Raw genomic sequence first — 18262 nt, 5'->3', positions numbered from 1 at the left:
GCGCCCTTCTGCATTCAGATATTGAGTCGATTCATATGTTATGCACGAAGTTCAGCGACCAATTGGTCTGGCCGTGACTGATGACCATGGTGTCGGCGTTGGAGGTGATTACCTCAGGAGCCCAGCTGAATGCGGCACCAACCTTCGTATCGTCATTCACCTTGTAACCAAAACCGCAGGAGTAGTGGTTCTTCACGATGGCGGGGAAGAGCGGATTGAGATACTGGTCAGGCACTGGATTGGTCGAGAAGCTAGCGCCACCGCGCAGGGCAAGGCGGTCGGTAGCCATGTACTGCATACCGAGCGAATAGACGAACTGATCATCCCAGTTCTGCGTCATTGTCACGTCCATCGTTTTTCCTGCATAGACGCTGTTGGCCGTTGTATTGTCGGCAGTGAAGCTCATGGAGAACTTATCCATCACATCGGACCAGTCAATGAACTTGACGTCACCAACGAACATGAGCTTCGGGCTCGCTTTCACGGCAAGTCCTGCCGCCGCCGTGGCCGGCCACTCAAAATCGTGAACCTTGATTGTCCCCGTTAGTTCCTGCGCAAATGCCGAGGGCGTAGTGCCCATAGTACCAGCAAAGGCAATCTTCGCACTACTTGACTCAAGATCGCTGAGACTGGTCTTTGTGTGATAGCTGGCGCCGAAGGTAATCCCATCAGATAGCTTCTGGGTGAGGCCGAGCTTGAAGCCGGTACCATAACCGATTGCCTTGCCCATGAAGGGGGAGCCGTTCGAGAAATCGAAACGTGCATAGTTGATGTCAGTTATTTGTGAGCTGGCCATCATTGACTGAAGAGTAGCAGCCATGCTCCCTCCGACTGATCCGCCAACATTGTTCATCATGTTTGCAAAATGACTCCCGTCAAGATCCATCTGCAGATCCATGCTTGCCCAGACGAAGTCTGCCGTTACACCGACGGTGGTTTCCTTCGAGAGCTCATAGGCAAATGGGAACATTACCCGTCCCACGCCAACCTCCGAGCGGATGGTCCCGCCACTGAGCGGCACCGTACTTCCATCCATGCTGAAACCATACGCAAACAGCGGCGAATCATTCCCATAGTCGGTACCCATACCCCCCTGACTGAGCACTGCGGCACCCCAGGTTATCCTGCCGTCTTTGCGCATGTAGGAGAGCGAAGGCATGTAGAATGCCGTTGCCTCGGACTTATCGTTCGCCCCTCCGTAGGAGAGCTCGACACTGGGGTGCAGCCCTCTGATACCGATACCGATCTCCTCAGTCCCCTCCTTCATGTATCCAAGTGTTGCCGGGTTGTTCATGACAGCTGAGTTGCCGGTATCGTATGCCATGCCTGCGCCGCCCATGGCGTGTGATTTGGCGCCGTAACCCTCAAGGTTCATACCGTTGGTTGCCATCGCCGTCGAGGTACAGCAGACTGAAAGCGCGATGGCTGCGCCTACAAATGATTTTCTGGACATAATGCTCTGGTTGTGGTTGTGGTGGGTTTAGTTTAACGATATAGCAATATGGCGATATATAATATTAACAATCGTTAATTCCAAGTACAAAAAAAACAGCCGGTGCGGGGACGAATCCCCTGCACCGGCTGAAGAAAAAAGCGCGGGCTTATCAGTTTTCGCCCGAAAAGCGCTCAGGGGCCATCGCCCAATGTGCCGGAGAGAGCCACAGTGTTGAGAGCATGAGCTCGCGGATATGGGGGAACTCCTTCGGAAGGCGATCGTAGATCCTCTCGAACAGCTCCTCATGGGAGAGCAGCTCTTTCTTCCATGCCTCGCTGTCGACCTCCATCAACTTGGAGAACTTCTCAGGGGTCATGGCATCCAGGCCGGTCCAGTTGAGGGCGTCGTACTTCGGCATCCAGCCAAGCGGGCTTTCGACGGCGGTAGCACGGCCACGGACACGACCGACAATCCACTGCAAGACACGCATGTTCTCACCGAATCCCGGCCAGAGGAACTTGCCGTTCTCGTCCTTGCGGAACCAGTTGACACCGAAGATGCGCGGAGGATCCTGGATGGTGCGACCGACATGGAGCCAGTGGTTGAAATAGTCGCCCATGTGGTAACCGCAGAACGGAAGCATGGCAAAAGGATCGCGGCGGACCTGGCCGATGGTTCCGGCGGCGGCGGCGGTCATTTCGGAACCCATGGTTGCGGCAAGGTAGACACCGAAGTTCCAGTTTGCAGACTGGTAGACGAGCGGCACGGTATCGCGGCGGCGTCCGCCAAAGATGAATGCACTGATCGGCACGCCCTTCGGGTTCTCCCAGTCGGGATCGATCGAGGGGCAGTTGCTTGCCATGGAGGTGAAGCGGGCGTTCGGGTGCGAGGACGGCCTGCCGCAACCCGGGGTCCACGGCTTACCCTGCCAGTCAATGAGTTCAGCCGGCGGCTCATCGGTCATATCTTCCCACCAGATATCGCCGTCGAGCGTCATGGCTACGTTGGTGAAAATGGTGTCACGGCTGAGTGAAGCCATGGCATTCGGGTTCGACTTCATGGAGGTACCGGGAGCAACGCCGAAGAATCCGTACTCGGGGTTGATGGCGTGCAGGCGTCCGTCTTCACCGGGCTTGATCCATGCGATATCATCGCCGATGGTGGTCACTTTCCAGCCATCGTAGGCTTGCGGCGGAATGAGCATGGCGAAGTTGGTCTTTCCGCAGGCGCTCGGGAAAGCCGCACCGACATAGGTCTTCTCTCCATCAGGAGACTCGACACCGAGAATGAGCATATGCTCTGCGAGCCAGCCTTCATCGCGGGCCATGCTTGAAGCGATGCGGAGCGCAAAGCACTTCTTGCCGAGCAGAGCGTTGCCGCCGTAGCCGCTGCCGAAGGACATGATGGCGCGTTCCTCGGGGAAATGGACGATGTACTTGGTGTCACTGCAGGGCCACGGAACATCGGCCTGACCAGGCTCAAGCGGGGCGCCGACAGAGTGGAGGCAGGGCACGAACTCGCTGTCCGATCCGATGAGATCAAGCACCTTACGGCCCATGCGGGTCATGATGCGCATGTTGGTTACAACATAGGGGGAATCGGTGATTTCGACGCCGATATGGGCGATGTGGGAACCGAGCGGACCCATGCTGAACGGAATGACATACATCGTACGGCCCTTCATGCAGCCGGTATAGAGGCCGCGGAGGGTCTCCTTCATCTCTTTCGGGGCGACCCAGTTGTTGGTCGGGCCGGCATCCTGACGACGGATGCTGCAGATGTAAGTGCGGTCCTCGACCCTTGCCACGTCGCTCGGATCGGAACGGCAGAGATAGCTGTTCGGGCGTTTTTCTTCGGAAAGCTTGATGAAAGTGCCGCTCTCAACCATCTGCTGGCAGAGGGAGTCATACTCCTCCTGTGATCCATCGCACCAGTAGACGTTGTCAGGACAGCACATGTCCGCGGTTTCCTGCACCCACTGGAGCAGTTTCTTGTTTGTCACAAAATCCGGGGCATTGATCTGCGTTGCGCTCATGATTGTTCGTTTGCGTTTGACTGCCGGTTAAAAAAAGCAACCGCAGCCTTCAACAGCGGCTGCGGATGCGGAGAAAACTGTTTATTGGGCAGGTGACCGCCCGCAGGATTGCACCTGATGCAATATCCCGGGATGCATGGCCCCCTGCTTCACTTTTTGAAAGACTGAAGAATCTTCTCCTCAAACTCGTCCCGGCTTCTGGCGCCGGTAATAACCTCCGTGATGCGACCGGAGGAATTGACGACGAAGGAGGTCGGAATGGAGCGCATTCCCCCGCGTACCTGGCCGCTGAACGCTCCTACGGTCTTCTCGTCACCCATCATGACGGGATAGGATATTCCTGCTTTAGAGACAAACGCCCTAATGGCGGGTTCGCTGTCGCTGACCGCAACACCGATGAAGGTGAAACCTTTGGGAGCATAGACCTTCTGGAGTGCGACCATGTCGGGGATTTCATGCCGGCAGGGCGGACACCAGGAAGCAAAAAAGTTTACGATGTAAGGCTTCCCTGCAAGGGATGCCGAACTGATACGCTTCCCGTCAAGGGTGATGCCGGAAAACGCGGGCGCCTTGACGCCTTGAGCGGTGGCAGGCTCGGCAGAAAGTGTTGCTGCGGGTCGGACGACCAGCAAAAGTGCAGCGGTGAGCAGGAAAACAGTGCGTCGAATCATCTTCATAATCTACATATACGGTTCCGAGGGCGGGGTTCCAAGAAAAAAAGTGCGGGCCTTCATCTTTCTAAATATAGGAATTCTCCTTTTTTTAAACACCCCCAAAGCGCACCTTATTAATCTTTGCGAATCTTTGACAAAAAAATTATATTTGGGCTTGATTTTTTCAGGGGATCAGACGAATGCTATAGGCCACCTTAGCTCAGTTGGTAGAGCAACTGTTTCGTAAATAGTAGGTCGTGGGTTCAAGTCCCTCAGGTGGCTCGTATCCGGTAATGACGACCGGAAGCCTGAATAGTAAGCTTTACAACATAAATCCTATCCACACTGTCACTATGCAAGAAGGTAAGATTTCCCAGATCATCGGCCCAGTTGTTGACGTCGATTTTCCTGAAGGGCAGCTCCCGTCTATCCTTGACGCGCTGACCATCACAAGACCCGACGGTTCCAGGCTTGTTCTCGAAACACAGCAGCACCTCGGCGAAGAACGCGTCCGCACGGTTGCAATGGAAAGCACTGATGGCCTCATCAGGGGACTCAGCGTAGCAAACACCGGCCGGCCGATTCAGGCGCCTGTCGGAGAGGGCGTGCTTGGAAGGATGCTCAACGTCGTCGGCGACCCGATCGATGGTCGCGGCCCGGTCAACGCAACGAAAACCTACTCGATTCACCGCTCGGCACCGAAGTTCGAAGATCTCTCGACGAAAGCCGAAATGTTCGAAACCGGCATCAAGGTCATCGATCTTCTCGAGCCTTACTCCCGTGGTGGTAAAACCGGCCTCTTCGGCGGTGCAGGTGTGGGAAAGACCGTGCTCATCATGGAGCTCATCAACAACATCGCAAAGCAGCAGTCCGGCTATAGCGTTTTCGCCGGCGTCGGCGAGCGCACCCGCGAAGGAAACGATCTCTGGCATGAAATGATGGAGTCGGGCGTTATTGACAAGACCGCACTCGTGTTCGGCCAGATGAACGAGCCTCCCGGCGCACGTGCAAGGGTCGCACTCACAGGCCTCAGCATCGCAGAGTACTTCCGTGATGAAGAGCACCGCGACGTGCTGCTCTTTATCGACAACATCTTCCGCTTCACCCAGGCAGGCTCCGAAGTATCCGCACTTCTCGGTCGTATGCCGAGCGCCGTGGGATACCAGCCGACTCTGGCAACTGAGATGGGTGAACTGCAGGACAGGATTACCTCAACCAAGAACGGTTCCGTCACCTCCGTACAGGCCATCTACGTGCCTGCCGATGACCTTACCGACCCGGCACCGGCTACCGCTTTTGCCCACCTTGATGCAACAACGGTGCTTTCTCGCCAGATTGCAGAGCTCGGCATCTACCCGGCTGTCGATCCTCTCGACTCGACCTCGCGTATCCTTGATCCGAACGTTATCGGAGACGATCATTACGACACGGCGCAGTCTGTCAAGCAGATACTCCAGCGCTACAAGGACCTTCAGGATATCATCGCCATTCTCGGCATGGACGAGCTCAGCGACGAGGACAAGCTCGTTGTCGCCAGAGCCAGAAAAGTACAGCGCTTCCTCTCGCAGCCGTTCTTCGTCGCAGAAGCCTTCACAGGCCTTGCAGGCAAGTACGTAAAGCTTGAGGACTCGATCAAGGGCTTCAAGGAAATCATTGCCGGCAAGCACGACAATCTTCCAGAAAATGCCTTCTACCTCGTCGGAACCATCGAAGAGGCCATCGAGAAAGCTAAAACCCTGTAATCAAGCGCGCACCATGGCAACTTCCGACAAAGGTTTTGATGTGGACATCGTCACTCCCCAGAAGCTTCATTTCTCAGGAGAGGTGGTGAGCGTCATCGCGCCGGGACAGGACGGACTTTTTCAGGTCATGAAGAACCATGCGCCCCTTCTTTCCGCCCTCAAAGGCGGAAAGGTCAGGCTTTCCCTGGCAGATAAAACCGAAAAGACCTTCACCATTTCTGACGGTTTTTTTGAAGTCAGCGGAAACAAGGCGATCCTTTTGACTGACAGCGTTTCCTGATTCCATGTCATTGAACCGATAAGCCCGGCCTCCACGCAATGGAATGCCGGGCTTTTTTTTGGACTTATGACACCACTCCTGCCACAGGCACTCGCACCGGGAGATACCATCGGCCTCATCTCCCCATCCTCACACTCCACCCGCCCGGAGCGGATAGAGCAGGCTGTATCCTATCTTGAAAAGCACGGGTACAGGGTCAAACCGTCCCAGCACCTCAACCGCATCAGCACCGACCCCGAAATCGCAGACCGAGAAAAGCTCTACGACCTGCACGCGATGTTCCAGAACCCGGCCGTACGTGCTGTGATCTGCCTGCGCGGCGGAGCTGGAGCTTCGCGCCTTCTTGGAGCCATAGACTACGAGCTCATAAGGAAAAACCCGAAAATCTTCATTGGTTATTCCGACATCACAGCCCTGTCGCTTGCCATTCTGGCCAACACTGGGCTCATCAACTTTTCAGGGCCGATGCTCGCCACAGAACTGCACGACCCGACACCCTGCACCGAAGAGCATTTCTGGGGCATGCTCACTTCGCCAGCCTATGCCCTCTCCATCCGGAACTGCCCGGCCCATAGAATTTCGGTCCTCCGGTCAGGATCGGCCGAAGGACCACTCATCGGCGGCAACCTCACCATGCTCAGCTCCATGATCGGAACGCCGTTCCTTCCCTCCCTCGACGGTGCACTCCTCTTCCTCGAAGATGTCAACGAAGCATCCTACCGTATCGACAGAATGCTTTCTCAGCTCCTGAATGCCGGGCAGCTTAAGGGGTGCCGCGCCATCCTTTTCGGCCAGTTCAGCAATGGGGGAGTTCAGCAGGAAGAAGAGGACCGACTCCTTCGGATCTTCAACTATTACGCCGACCGCAGCAGTAACATCGGGCCCTTGATTACAGGGCTCTCGTATGGCCATATCGCAGACCTCATGACTCTTCCAGTCGGAGCCATATGCCGGGCAGAGGTCAAGGATGACGGTACGTTTGCACTTGGGGCAATGGCCCCTGTCATCGTTCAATGAGCACCGCAGTTGCGTCGTGCGCCCCTCTGCCGTATTTTACCCTCATGAACATCCTGAAACCTTCCCGCATTTCCAGAGTAATGTACTCCTGCGTCAGCCCCGAATCGGACCACCAAACACTCGAAAGCCCTGCCGTAGCGGGCACTGATACGGGTGATTCCTACAGGGTAGTGCTGTTCAATGATGACGAGCACTCTTTTGACGAAGTCATCTTCCAGATTATCCTTGCCGTCCGATGCAGCCGGCAGAAAGCCCGACAACTCACCATGGAGGTGCACAACAGTGGACGGGCCATTGTGTTCAACGGCTCAATTGAGCGGTGCATCCAAGTGAGCGCAGTGCTTGAGGAGATAGCCCTGAAAACCGAAATCCAGTCGGTATGACCGGCGCTTTGTTATATATTCACACGAGAAAAGCTTTTCCCGAAACACCTTATTGACGCCATGACCACACCTGATACCACTCGCGTGCAGGGCACCAGCCTGTCGCCGGACAAAGTGATGCATAAACTGGTTTCCCTCGCCAAACGGAGAGGATTTATTTTTCCCTCATCGGAAATCTATGGCGGCCTTTCATCCTGCTTCGACTACGGGCCCCTCGGCAGCGAGATGAAGCGGAACATCAAGGAGCTCTGGTGGAACTCCATGACGCGCCGCCACCAGAACATCGTTGGCATCGACGCTTCAATCATGATGAACCCGACAGTCTGGGAGGCTTCCGGCCACGTAGCCAGCTTCAACGATCCTATGATCGACGACCGCACAACAAAGCGCCGTTACCGGGCCGATCATCTCATAGAGAACCACATTGAAAAACTCCGCCGCGATGGTAAGGACGACGAGGCTCTGCGGGTGCAGACAGTCTACGAAGCTTGCGGCGCGGCTGAGGAGCCGAACCGCGCACTCTACCAGCTGATCTTCGATGAGGCCATCAAGGCCCCCGACACCGGCTCGGGCGACTGGACCGAGGTGCGGCAGTTCAACCTCATGTTCCAGTGCAACATGGGTGCCGTGGCAGACAGCTCCGGCGTAGTCTATCTCCGCCCGGAAACAGCCCAGGGCATCTTTGTGAACTTCCATAACGTTCGAGAGGCTTCGCGAATGAAGGTCCCCTTCGGAATCGCCCAGATCGGCAAGGCATTCCGCAACGAGATCGTCAAGGGAAACTTCATATTCCGCATGGTCGAGTTCGAACAGATGGAAATGCAGTACTTCGTAAAGCCGGGAACCCAAGCCGAGGCGTTCGAAGCATGGCGCGAAGAGCGATACCAGTGGTACACCCGCCAGCTCGGCATCCGCCCCGAGAAGCTGCATTGGTACAAGCACGATAAACTCGCACACTACGCCGATCTTGCCTACGACATCAAGTTCGAGTTCCCCTTCGGCATTGAGGAGATCGAAGGCATCCACTCGCGTACCGATTTCGACCTGAGCCGCCACCAGGAATACTCCGGCAAGAACATGGAGTATGTCGATCAGCTCACCAACGAGCGCTTTATCCCATACGTGGTGGAAACATCCGCAGGATGCGACCGCCTCTTCCTCGCAATCCTTTCCGATGCCTATTCGGAAGATGTTGTCGATGGAGAAGAGCGCGTAGTGCTGAAACTGTCCCCGAAGGTCGCTCCCGTAAAAGCTGCTGTGCTGCCGCTGATGAAAAAAGGCGGCATGGGTGAAGCCGCAATGAAACTCCGCGATGAACTGGCGGAATCTTTCCCCGTGCAGTATGACGATGCCGCATCGATCGGTAAGCGGTATCGCCGCCAGGACGAGATCGGCACTCCGTTCTGCATCACGGTGGACCACCAGTCACTGGAGAATGGAACCGTAACGGTTCGCTTCCGTGACACGGCTGAGCAGGAACGCATAGACATGTCGCAGACAGCGGCGTTCATCACGGCGAAGATGGCCTGAACCACCCCAAACCCACCACCATGCGTTACGATGTCGCAGTGATAGGCGGAGGCCCTTCCGGGGCCGTAGCCGCAGCAGTCCTGGCTAAGGCGGGACTTTCGACGGTCCTGCTCGAGCGGAACCTCGACAATGTGAAGCCCTGCGGCGGGGCCATACCGCTTGGTCTCATCGAGGAGTTCTCCATTCCCGCGGAGCTGGTTGAAAAGAAGCTCGCGCACATGCGTGCCCGATCTCCTAAAGGGCGATCGATCGAAATGCACATGCCAAACGGATATGTGGGCATGGTGCGCCGGGAGAAATTCGACCGCTGGCTGCGCAGCGAAGCCGAGCAGGCCGGGGCCATCATCAAGGAAGGACTGATGGACAGCCTCATGCCGACCGGTGAAGGGTGGCTCATATCCACACTCGGAAACAAAGTCGAGCCGTTCGAGGCAACGCACATCATCGGTGCCGACGGAGCCAACTCGAAAACCGCCGACGAACTTGGGTTCCCGCCGAACGAACTGAAGGTCATCGCCATGCAGCAGCGGTTCCACTACACCCCGGAAATCGAAAAATTCCGCGACATCGTCGAAATCTGGTTTGACGGAGAGGTCTCCCCCGACTTCTATGGATGGATCTTCCCGAAAGCGGACCATCTGGCCATCGGTACCGGCACCGAGGACCGCAAGCACAGCATCAAGGCCCTGCAGAAGCGGTTTGTGGAGAAGATCGGCATTAAGACGGAGTCGTACCTCGACGAGGCCGCAAAAATCCCCATGAAGCCCCGAAAGACGTTCGCCGCTGAAAAGAACATCCTCGTCGGTGATGCGGCCGGACTTGTGACTCCGGCCAACGGTGAGGGCATATTTTTCGCAATGCGTTCGGGAAAGCTCGGTGCCGAGGCAATGGTGCGCCACATCAAGTCCGGCGCACCGCTCAGCGCCTATGAGCAGGAGTTCCGGAAGCTCTACCAGCCGATATTCTTCGGACTCGAAGCCCTGCAGGCCATTTACTACCGCAACGACCGCTTCAGGGAAAGCTTTGTGGCGATTTGCGCTGACGATGACGTGCAGCGGATCACCTTCGACTCTTATCTTTACAAGAAAATGGTGCCGGCACCATGGTCGGTTCAGATGAAGATCTTCTCGAAAAACATCTACCACCTCCTGAAAGGACGCTGAATGCTGCTATCCCTGCCAAACTGGATCATCCACGTTTTCTCATCGCTGGAATGGGGGGTTGCCGCATTTCTCCTGTTCCGTCATGGGACCCTGTCGGGAAGGCCTGCCCTCAGAATCTTCGGCCTGTCCATGCTTCCGCACTGGGTTGGAAGTTTTTTCGTGCTCGGATACCATGCCACCGGTGACACCATCCCCTTCATGCTCGATATGTCGGAGGTAATCAACCTGTTCGGGAGCATCGCACTCCTCGTGGCGACCCTCGGCATCTTGAGAGGCCTCCCGAAACCAGCTGGAGGAGAAATGACGGCAACCGCACTCATCGGCATTATGCTCATCGCCGGGCGTCCGCAGTCCTGGATGGGGGAGGATGTGTTCGACCTTATCCTGCAGCTCTCAAGCGTCGTCTACCTGACGTTTCTCGTATTGCTCGTGGTGGTATGGAAACGGGATCGGACGGTGTTTTCGGGAGTAACAATCGGAGGGTTCTGGTTCGTGCTTGTCTTCATCCTGGTGACGGTCGGATGCATGTATCTGGCAACAGAGATAAGAGGGTACCCGACCCTCTCGCACGATGACCTTCTGCACGGGGCGGCAGAAAGCCTCCTGAGCATCAGCAACCTCCTGATCGCCCTCGGAGCGCAGAAAAGCATTACGCAGGACCGGCTGACAGGAACAATCCGTCCCCTCAGCGACTGAGCAGTTTACGGTAGCTACGCGGCGAAGAAAGGATCTCTATGGCCTTCAGCACCATGGGATCGTGACTGACCTCCGCCATGACGGCAAGTCGTTCGTCGTAATGACGAAGAATCTCCTCCCTGAGCGCAGTGTATACCTCCCTGGAAGCACGACCGATCTCACGCTCCCGCCCGGCAGCAATCTCAACCTCCATCGTACGGTACGCCGCCATAGCCCGCTTGGCTTCTTCCGCATTTTCACCGGAAAGGAGCTTCTTGAGTTCCTCCAGCTTCCTGTCGGCCAGAGAACGGTATGTAAATCCTTGTTCCTCCAGGAACCCACTGAAGCTCTGAACCAGCGCCGTGCTGTCGGAAGAGACTGGAGGCAGGGGATGCGATGCACGCCACAAGGCGGCATGCAGGAACAGCAACCCTTTCATCTCCAGTGATTCAAGGTAGAGTGAAGGCTCGGGATCGGCGGCCTGGATATCGGGAAGGATCCCTCCACCGCCGTATACCTTCCGGTTCCTCGCGGTCCGAAACACTTCAGCAGTCCCATCTCCGGCATTTTTCCTGGGCAGGACATCACGTGCACCGTGCGCATTGCCAGCCTCTTTCTGGATGAGGCGGCCCGACGGAGTATAGTACTTGGCAGTAGTCAGCTTGAGGGCGTTTTCATAGGGCAGTCGGATAACCGACTGCACGAGCCCCTTGCCGAAGGAACGCTCGCCGACGATGACGCCCCGGTCGAGATCCTGCACAGCTCCTGCAACGATTTCAGCGGCCGAGGCACTTCGGGCATTGATGAGAACTGCAAGGGGAATTGAGGCATCAAATGGCGTTCCGGTGGTTGCATAGGAACGGGATGCTCCTGCGCTACGGCCGCGGATGGACACCACGGGGCTACCTTTTGCGACAAACGACCCAGTGACATCGACGGCGGCGTCAAGGAGGCCTCCGGGGTTTTCCCTGAGATCGAGGATGATACCGCGCATCTTGAAAGAACGGCCCGCGGCTTCCCGCTGCAGCTGCCCGAGAGCGCCCCTGAGGTCCGCACCTGAACGGTCTGCGAAACTGGTCATAGAAATGTATGCGATACCTCCATTCCCGCCGATGAAAGCTGCATGCCCGACAGTGCTCAGCCGCACCTCTTCGCGAACGAGCCGGCATGTAAAGGATTCAGTGCCCTGCCGCTGGATCTGGAGGGTGACAGGTGAGCCTACATTTCCCCGGATCAGTTCGCGCACGGCATCGAGGGATTTGCCGGCCAGGCGTACATCATTGATGACGCTGATACGATCTCCCGTCCTGAGACCGGCCTTTTCGGCCGGCCAGCCCTTCTCGACCGAAGTGACATAGATGCCGCCATCCAGAGCGGCGATTGTGATGCCAATACCGGCATACTGATTGCTGGTAAGATCGCCGAGCTCCCGCGACTCTTCCCTGTCGAGAAAAACAGTATAGGGGTCAAGGGTGTCAAGCATGCCATCGATGCCTGAATAGAGCAGACGGCTGATGTCGACCGTGTCAACATAGTTCTCAGCGACCTCACGGGTAACGTCACCCATGAGGTCAATACTGCGGACGGTTTCAAAGTACCGGTCGTCACGCGTGGATGCCGCTCCCGGGACAGCGGTCCCCAGAGCGAAAAGGCCTGCTGCAATGAACGCAACTGCCTTCAGGGAACCAAAGGGCGCCGTTCCCATGCGCTCAGCGGAGGGCGTCTTCGAGTGCAGTTGCCGCATCGGTCTTCGTGTCGCGGTATTTGATGATCACGGGCGTGTAGATAGACAGACCGTGCTCTCCGGCGAAGTCGCCCTTGAGACTCCTTGAGCCGGCAACGACCACAGCGCCCTCCGGGATGACCAGCGGAGACTCCGCCGTTTTACGATGGATAGTCCCCCTGGCAAGGTCGTAGACAGGCGTGGATCCGTTGATGATTACGCCTGTACCAATCACGGCCCTCTCCTTGACGATGGTCCCCTCGTAGATGCCGCAGTTGCCGCCGACCATCACATCGTCCTCAATGATGACAGGCACGGCACCGATGGGCTCAAGCACCCCTCCGACCTGAACGCCGGCGGAAAGATGGACGCGCCGTCCTACCTGGGCGCAACTGCCGACAAGCGCATGAGAGTCGATCATGGTCCCCTCGTCGACATAGGCTCCGACATTAACATAGGCAGGAGGCATCATCACTACGGACGGAGCAAGGTAAGAGCCGTCACGAACGGATGATCCGCCGGGCACGATGCGCACGCCGCTCTCCAGCGTAAACGACTTCAGCGGCCAGGTATCCTTGTCAATAAACGAGAAGGAGGAGCCAGGAACGCCGGTCTCAACCCTGCCGGCCTCAAGGCGGCCTAACTTCATGCCGAGCAGGATGCCCTGTTTCACCCAAGCATTTACAGTCCAGCCGGAGGCGCCCTTTTCGGCAGCCCGGATCGACCCATCGTTAAGCAGCGACTTGAAGCGCAGGAACGCCTCCCGTGCTGCGGTCATCTCCTGCAGAGCTTGAGCCCCCAGTGCAGAATATCCTAAAATCTCCTCCTTCAATGCGTCGTAAGCGCCCATCGTATAGTCTCCTTCCTTAAAGATCGCCGTATTCGGCGGTTATGTCCCGACTGTCTTTTCTGGTGTAGAAGCGGAAGTCGTCACTCCTCAGGCTTTCATCCTGCTTGACCCGGACGAAGAGCATATGCTGGAGGAACCACTTCAATTCCGTGTTCATGTCGCTGTTTTTCAGCGGCTCGGCAACCGTAGGGCTCACGTAGAGGTCGAGCTGCTGGAACTTCATTGCATGCTGCAGCGCGTACTTGCGCAGCCAACGCTCAATCTGGTTGATTGTGGTGAAGCGTGCCTGTACAACACCCGATCCGCCGCATGCCGGGCACTGGTCGCCCATTCGCTGCATGAGGCTCGGACGGATACGCTCGCGGGTAATCTGCATGATGCCAAAATCCGACATCGGAAGGATGTTAGACTTTGCTCGGTCGTTTCGCAGCTCGCCCTTCATCGTATCGTAGACTTTCTTTGAGTTTCGGGCGTCCATCATGTCGATGAAGTCGACCACAATGATGCCGCCGATGTCGCGGAGGCGGAGCTGGCGGACCACCTCGCGGGCAGCCTCCATGTTTGTGCGCAGCGAGTTCTCCTCCTGCTCCCGTTTGGCGGCGTAGCGGCCACTGTTGACGTCAACCACCACCATGGCTTCAGTATGCTCGATGATGATATATCCGCCGGACTTCAGCCAGACCTTGCGTGAAAAAATTGACTCGACGTCCTTAGCGATGCCGTAACCCTCGAATAGCGGCAGCTTGCCCTGATAAAGCGACACGTTCTTCACCATTTCGGGGGCTGCCCACTCGATGTAGTTGAGGGTCTCCTTGTGGATGGAGGCAGAGTTGGCGACTATTTCAGTCACATCGGAGGTCAGCGAGTCGCGAAGTACACTCGAAATGATGGTATCCTCCTTGAAAATGAGCTGCGGAGGCGCGGCATCCTTGAGCTTTTCTTCAATCTGCGTCCACTTGGCGAGCAGCTTTTCGAGATCCTGCTTGAGCAGCGTTTCCTCCTGCATTTCGGCAACCGTGCGGATGATGGCGCCGAACCCTTCAGGAAGCATAGAACGGACAAGCTTTTTCAGCCGGGCCCGCTCCTTGCGGGAAACGACTCTGCGCGACACCGCCACCTGCCCCCCGCCGAACGGCAGGAGCACCATGAAGCGGCCGGCGATGGTGATATCTGAAGTCAGGCGCGAACCCTTCGTGCTGATGGGCTCCTTGATGACCTGAACAAGAATCGAGTCGTTGGCCTTGAGCTTTCCGGCGATCATCTGGGTGTAGGACTGGCGTTTTTCCGCACCGTCGTCCTTCCGCGGCTGGGGCTTGCGCCCGCCGCTCCGGGAAGACTGCCGGGAGCCCTGCTGTTCCTGATGTACCTCGGGCTCTACACTGGCATCATCTTCATCTGCGCCATCTTCTCCCGAGCCGGTCTCGTCTACTACCGTCTCGTCGTCGTCGTCATCATCCTCGATAAGTGCCCGGTAATCCTCATTGGTAGTACCAACATCGGAAAAGTGCAGAAAGCCGTCCGACTTCTGCCCGATGTCCACAAAGGCAGCCTTGAGCCCTTCGATTACCTTGTGCACCCTGCCGAGATAGATATCACCGATACTGCGGCGGCTTTCGGGCCGCTCGATAATCAGCTCTGCAAGTCTGCCGTCCTCAACCAGCGCGACCTGTATCTCGTCGCCGGTCTTGTTCATCAGCAGCTGTTTTTTTACACTCTTTTTCATACGTCAGAACCTTTACCTTGGTTATTCTGTCGGGGGCCTGGAAACGGCCCCGCCATATTCATAGGACCTGCACGAATTGCCGCCGTCGAGGGCGAAACCCCGCCATGCGTCACCACTTGCCGGATCGGCGGGGGACGGCCCCTTCTCGTTCGTGTAGCCGGGAATCAGCGCGGACGGAGGAATGGAAACAGGGCTTGCAAGCCAATCGTCAAGATAAGAAATTATAGGGGTCCTTAAAACATTGAGAGAACATGGCGCCAATGGATACAGCACGTGAATACCTGCTCTGGAACGACTTCCGGCGCTTATGCGGCATCGACGAAGCGGGCCGGGGCCCTCTGGCCGGTCCAGTCGTCGCCGCTGCGGTGGTATTCCCTCGCTGGTTCCGTCCCGGGAAGGGAATCCTCGGGCGGCTCAACGACTCCAAGAAACTCACCCCGTCGCTCCGCCGGGAGCTCGCTCCCGCCATTCGGGAGGAAGCAGAAGAATGGGCAGTAGAGGCTGTCGAGCACGAAACGATTGACCGCATCAATATCCTCCGGGCCACAATGCTCGCAATGAACCGCGCGGCGGAATCCCTTCCCCGGCAGCCAGACATGCTGCTTATCGACGGAAACCGGTTCACACCGAACAGCCCGGTCCCATACCAGACAATCGTCAGGGGCGATGCGCTGGTCTTTTCGATTGCCGCCGCATCAGTGCTTGCCAAAACGGAACGGGACCGCATGATGACGGAGTATGCAGAGCGCTACCCTGAATACGGCTTCGAACGCAATGCCGGGTACGGGACAAGAGAGCATGTAGAGGCCATTCGGCGCCACGGCCGCTCACCAGTCCACAGGACGAGCTTCCGTCTCTCACAACTTGGGGAGAAGTAATGGACATCCTGTTGAATCGGGGTCGGGGGAGCAACCCGGCCGGCCCTTTAAAGCAAGCATAATCGCGTCTTTTTTCTTATCTTGAAGAACGATTCCCATAACTCCATCGAAAAGCCTCATCATGCAGGAAGCTGACATTCAGACCCCCCAATCGAACTACGGAGCAACCAACATTCAGGTGCTCGACGGCATTGCGCATGTACGCATGCGTCCGGCGATGTACATCGGCGACATCCACAGCCGCGGTCTGCACCACCTCATCTATGAGATCGTTGACAACTCGATCGACGAAACCCTTGGCGGATACAACGAATATATCTTCGTCTCCCTGAACCCAGACGGCTCGGTCACGGTCATCGACCATGGCCGCGGCATCCCTGTCGACATCCATCCCGACAAGAAAAAATCGGCGCTGGAGCTCGTCATGACGCTCATCGGCGCAGGCGGCAAGTTCGATAAGGGCGCCTATAAGGTATCGGGCGGTCTGCACGGCGTTGGCGCATCGGTAGTGAACGCCCTGTCGGAGTGGTGCGAAGTCGAGGTATACCGTGACGGCAAAGCCTGGTTCCAGCGCTACCACAGAGGCGTGCCTGAAGCCGATGTGAAGGAGATTGGAAACACGACCGAACGCGGGACGAAAACCACCTTCATGCCTGACTCTGAAATCTTCAAGGTCACGGAGTTCCGCAAAGATATCATCATCGATCGCATGCGGGAACTGGCGTTCCTGAACAGCAACCTGAAAATCGTGGTGCAGGATATCGAAGGCGAGCAGGAGACCTTTCATTTTGAAGGCGGGCTGAAGGAGTTCGTGCTCTTCACCGACGAGAACCGACTGAACCTGATAAAGGAACCGATCTACATATACGGTGAAAAAGACGGGACTATCGTTGAAATCGCACTCCAGTACAACGACTCCTATCAGGAGAACGTATTCAGCTATGTGAACAACATCAATACGCATGAGGGAGGAACGCATGTAACGGGCTTCCGCAAAGCCCTCACCAGAACCCTTAACGCCTACGCACAGAAAAACGATCTCCTGAAGAATCTCAAGCTTGCCCTGACCGGCGACGACTTCAAAGAGGGGCTGACCGCCGTCATTTCGGTAAAGGTGGCCGAACCACAGTTTGAAGGGCAGACCAAGACCAAACTCGGCAACTCAGAGACCCAGAGCATTGTTGAAAGCATCCTCAACGAACAGCTCGCCGAGTTCGCCGAAAGCAACCCGAACGTGATCAAGATGATCATCGAGAAGGTAAAGGGGGCCGCCATGTCGAGGGAGGCCGCACGAAAGGCAAAGGAACTGACCCGCCGTAAATCGGTGCTGGAGAGCTCCGGCCTGCCGGGAAAGCTTGCCGACTGCTCCATCAACGATCCGGAACACTGTGAACTATACATTGTCGAGGGTGACTCTGCAGGAGGCAGCGCCAAGCAGGGGCGCGATCGCAGCTTTCAGGCCATCCTGCCGCTGAAGGGCAAGATTCTCAACGTCGAAAAGGCACGCCTGCACAAGATGCTTGAGAACGAGGAAATCAAGACCATCATCCTCGCCCTCGGGACCAACTTCGGTGAAGAGGAGTTTTCCGCTGAAAAGCTTCGCTACGGTAAGATCATCATCATGACCGATGCCGACGTCGACGGGGCCCACATCCGGACCCTGCTCTTGACATTCTTCTTCCGCCACATGCGCTCGCTCATCGAAGCCGGTAAAGTGTTCATCGCGCAACCACCGCTTTACCTCGTCAAATCAGGCAAGGAACAGCAGTATGCATGGGATGACGACGAGCGCAACAGCATAAGCGAATCCATGAAGAAGATGCAGAAGGGTAAGGCCAACGTGCACATCCAGCGCTATAAAGGTCTTGGTGAAATGAACCCGGAACAGCTCTGGGGCACGACAATGGATCCCGAGCACCGCTCGCTCCTGCAGGTCAGCGTTGAAAATGCCATGGAGGCGGACAAGGTGTTCAGTACCCTCATGGGCGATAAAGTCGAGCCACGCAGAGAGTTCATTGAGAAAAACGCCCGCTACGTCCGCCGTCTTGATGTCTGATTGACGGAGCCGGGGACCTCTCTCTTTCTCTCTATGCTGATGCCACCGGACTGCAGCAAAACAAAACACCAGACCCCCGAAAAACATGTCTATCATGTCGGGGGTCTGGTGTTTTCACA

The 18262-nt window shown here is 56.6% G+C and carries 15 protein-coding genes and 1 tRNA gene; 10 read left to right on the top strand and 6 right to left on the bottom strand.

The annotated features are described in order from the left end of the window. Positions 1–31: 31 nt before the first annotated feature. The 3 genes from A3K90_RS01850 to A3K90_RS01840 all read right to left on the bottom strand — a co-directional run bounded on the left by A3K90_RS01850 (position 32) and on the right by A3K90_RS01840 (position 4147). Positions 32–1453, bottom strand: coding sequence for an OmpP1/FadL family transporter (locus tag A3K90_RS01850; protein ID WP_303680892.1), 1422 nt, complete (start codon positions 1451–1453; stop codon positions 32–34). A gap of 151 nt (positions 1454–1604) precedes the next feature. Beyond that, a complete protein-coding gene (locus tag A3K90_RS01845) occupies positions 1605–3470 on the bottom strand; it encodes a phosphoenolpyruvate carboxykinase (GTP) (protein WP_303680891.1) in 1866 nt (621 codons plus the stop codon). A 149-nt stretch (positions 3471–3619) separates the two neighbouring features. After that, positions 3620–4147, bottom strand: a complete 528-nt coding sequence (locus A3K90_RS01840; protein ID WP_303680890.1) for a TlpA disulfide reductase family protein — start codon at positions 4145–4147, stop codon at positions 3620–3622. A gap of 185 nt (positions 4148–4332) precedes the next feature. On the opposite strand from A3K90_RS01840, the gene A3K90_RS01835 reads away from it, so the two are divergent. From A3K90_RS01835 to A3K90_RS01800, 8 genes are all read left to right on the top strand, one after another. Continuing rightward, a tRNA-Thr gene (locus tag A3K90_RS01835) sits at positions 4333–4405 on the top strand. Between the two features lie 71 nt (positions 4406–4476). After that, positions 4477–5865, top strand: coding sequence for a F0F1 ATP synthase subunit beta (gene atpD / locus A3K90_RS01830; protein ID WP_303680889.1), 1389 nt, complete (start codon positions 4477–4479; stop codon positions 5863–5865). A gap of 13 nt (positions 5866–5878) precedes the next feature. Beyond that, positions 5879–6145 carry an ATP synthase F1 subunit epsilon gene (gene atpC / locus A3K90_RS01825; protein WP_303680888.1) on the top strand — a complete coding sequence of 89 codons (267 nt, stop codon included), beginning with the start codon at positions 5879–5881 and terminating at the stop codon, positions 6143–6145. Positions 6146–6211: 66 nt separating this feature from the next. After that, complete coding sequence (locus A3K90_RS01820; RefSeq protein ID WP_303680887.1) at positions 6212–7162, top strand: LD-carboxypeptidase; 951 nt, start codon at positions 6212–6214, stop codon at positions 7160–7162. Between the two features lie 80 nt (positions 7163–7242). After that, the gene (locus tag A3K90_RS01815) at positions 7243–7545 is read left to right on the top strand and encodes an ATP-dependent Clp protease adaptor ClpS (protein WP_303680967.1); all 303 of its coding nucleotides are present in this window, start codon (positions 7243–7245) and stop codon (positions 7543–7545) included. 60 nt (positions 7546–7605) lie between these two features. Then, the gene (locus tag A3K90_RS01810) at positions 7606–9075 is read left to right on the top strand and encodes a glycine--tRNA ligase (RefSeq protein ID WP_303680886.1); all 1470 of its coding nucleotides are present in this window, start codon (positions 7606–7608) and stop codon (positions 9073–9075) included. Positions 9076–9095: 20 nt separating this feature from the next. Next, entirely contained in the window at positions 9096–10238 is a 1143-nt protein-coding gene (locus tag A3K90_RS01805; protein WP_303680885.1) for a geranylgeranyl diphosphate reductase, read from the top strand. Then, positions 10239–10934 carry a DUF3593 domain-containing protein gene (locus A3K90_RS01800; RefSeq protein WP_303680884.1) on the top strand — a complete coding sequence of 232 codons (696 nt, stop codon included), beginning with the start codon at positions 10239–10241 and terminating at the stop codon, positions 10932–10934. Here the strand turns inward: A3K90_RS01800 and A3K90_RS01795 are convergent. Genes A3K90_RS01795 through A3K90_RS01785 form a run of 3 tightly spaced genes read right to left on the bottom strand, consistent with a single transcriptional unit; the run spans position 10924 to position 15209 of the window. Further along, positions 10924–12657, bottom strand: a complete 1734-nt coding sequence (locus A3K90_RS01795) for a S41 family peptidase (RefSeq protein ID WP_303680883.1) — start codon at positions 12655–12657, stop codon at positions 10924–10926. The genes A3K90_RS01800 and A3K90_RS01795 overlap by 11 nt on opposite strands. Then, on the bottom strand, positions 12623–13486 hold the full coding sequence (locus A3K90_RS01790; protein WP_303680882.1) for a 2,3,4,5-tetrahydropyridine-2,6-dicarboxylate N-succinyltransferase: 864 nt from the start codon (positions 13484–13486) through the stop codon (positions 12623–12625). The genes A3K90_RS01795 and A3K90_RS01790 overlap by 35 nt, the downstream gene beginning before the upstream one ends. Positions 13487–13502: 16 nt before the next feature. Further along, entirely contained in the window at positions 13503–15209 is a 1707-nt protein-coding gene (locus A3K90_RS01785) for an Rne/Rng family ribonuclease (protein ID WP_303680881.1), read from the bottom strand. A 260-nt stretch (positions 15210–15469) separates the two neighbouring features. Here A3K90_RS01785 and A3K90_RS01780 point away from each other — a divergent pair, with 260 nt between their 5' ends. Beyond that, positions 15470–16087: a ribonuclease HII gene (locus A3K90_RS01780; RefSeq protein ID WP_303680880.1), complete on the top strand. Its 618-nt coding sequence runs from the start codon at positions 15470–15472 to the stop codon at positions 16085–16087. Between the two features lie 121 nt (positions 16088–16208). Next, positions 16209–18143 (top strand): DNA topoisomerase (ATP-hydrolyzing) subunit B, encoded by a 1935-nt coding sequence (gene gyrB, locus A3K90_RS01775; protein ID WP_303680879.1) that lies wholly within the window; start codon positions 16209–16211, stop codon positions 18141–18143. Positions 18144–18262 lie beyond the last annotated feature (119 nt).

The sequence above is a fragment of the Pelodictyon luteolum genome, from assembly GCF_001622165.1.
Lineage (GTDB): Bacteria > Bacteroidota > Chlorobiia > Chlorobiales > Chlorobiaceae > Chlorobium > Chlorobium luteolum_B.
Note: the sequence above shows the minus strand (reverse complement) of the source record. Positions and strands in the feature narration are given on the sequence as shown.

Excerpts from the sequence above, each read along its gene's own strand:
- A3K90_RS01795 (WP_303680883.1), bottom strand. The coding sequence starts at position 12,657 with ATGCGGCAACTGCACTCGAAGACGCCCTCCGCTGAGCGCATGGGAACG.
- A3K90_RS01845 (WP_303680891.1), bottom strand. The coding sequence starts at position 3,470 with ATGAGCGCAACGCAGATCAATGCCCCGGATTTTGTGACAAACAAGAAA.
- gyrB (WP_303680879.1), top strand. The coding sequence starts at position 16,209 with ATGCAGGAAGCTGACATTCAGACCCCCCAATCGAACTACGGAGCAACC.
- A3K90_RS01805 (WP_303680885.1), top strand. The coding sequence starts at position 9,096 with ATGCGTTACGATGTCGCAGTGATAGGCGGAGGCCCTTCCGGGGCCGTA.
- A3K90_RS01820 (WP_303680887.1), top strand. The coding sequence starts at position 6,212 with ATGACACCACTCCTGCCACAGGCACTCGCACCGGGAGATACCATCGGC.
- A3K90_RS01850 (WP_303680892.1), bottom strand. The coding sequence starts at position 1,453 with ATGTCCAGAAAATCATTTGTAGGCGCAGCCATCGCGCTTTCAGTCTGC.
- A3K90_RS01840 (WP_303680890.1), bottom strand. The coding sequence starts at position 4,147 with ATGAAGATGATTCGACGCACTGTTTTCCTGCTCACCGCTGCACTTTTG.
- atpC (WP_303680888.1), top strand. The coding sequence starts at position 5,879 with ATGGCAACTTCCGACAAAGGTTTTGATGTGGACATCGTCACTCCCCAG.
- A3K90_RS01780 (WP_303680880.1), top strand. The coding sequence starts at position 15,470 with ATGGATACAGCACGTGAATACCTGCTCTGGAACGACTTCCGGCGCTTA.
- A3K90_RS01800 (WP_303680884.1), top strand. The coding sequence starts at position 10,239 with ATGCTGCTATCCCTGCCAAACTGGATCATCCACGTTTTCTCATCGCTG.
- A3K90_RS01785 (WP_303680881.1), bottom strand. The coding sequence starts at position 15,209 with ATGAAAAAGAGTGTAAAAAAACAGCTGCTGATGAACAAGACCGGCGAC.
- atpD (WP_303680889.1), top strand. The coding sequence starts at position 4,477 with ATGCAAGAAGGTAAGATTTCCCAGATCATCGGCCCAGTTGTTGACGTC.
- A3K90_RS01810 (WP_303680886.1), top strand. The coding sequence starts at position 7,606 with ATGACCACACCTGATACCACTCGCGTGCAGGGCACCAGCCTGTCGCCG.
- A3K90_RS01815 (WP_303680967.1), top strand. The coding sequence starts at position 7,243 with ATGTACTCCTGCGTCAGCCCCGAATCGGACCACCAAACACTCGAAAGC.
- A3K90_RS01790 (WP_303680882.1), bottom strand. The coding sequence starts at position 13,486 with ATGGGCGCTTACGACGCATTGAAGGAGGAGATTTTAGGATATTCTGCA.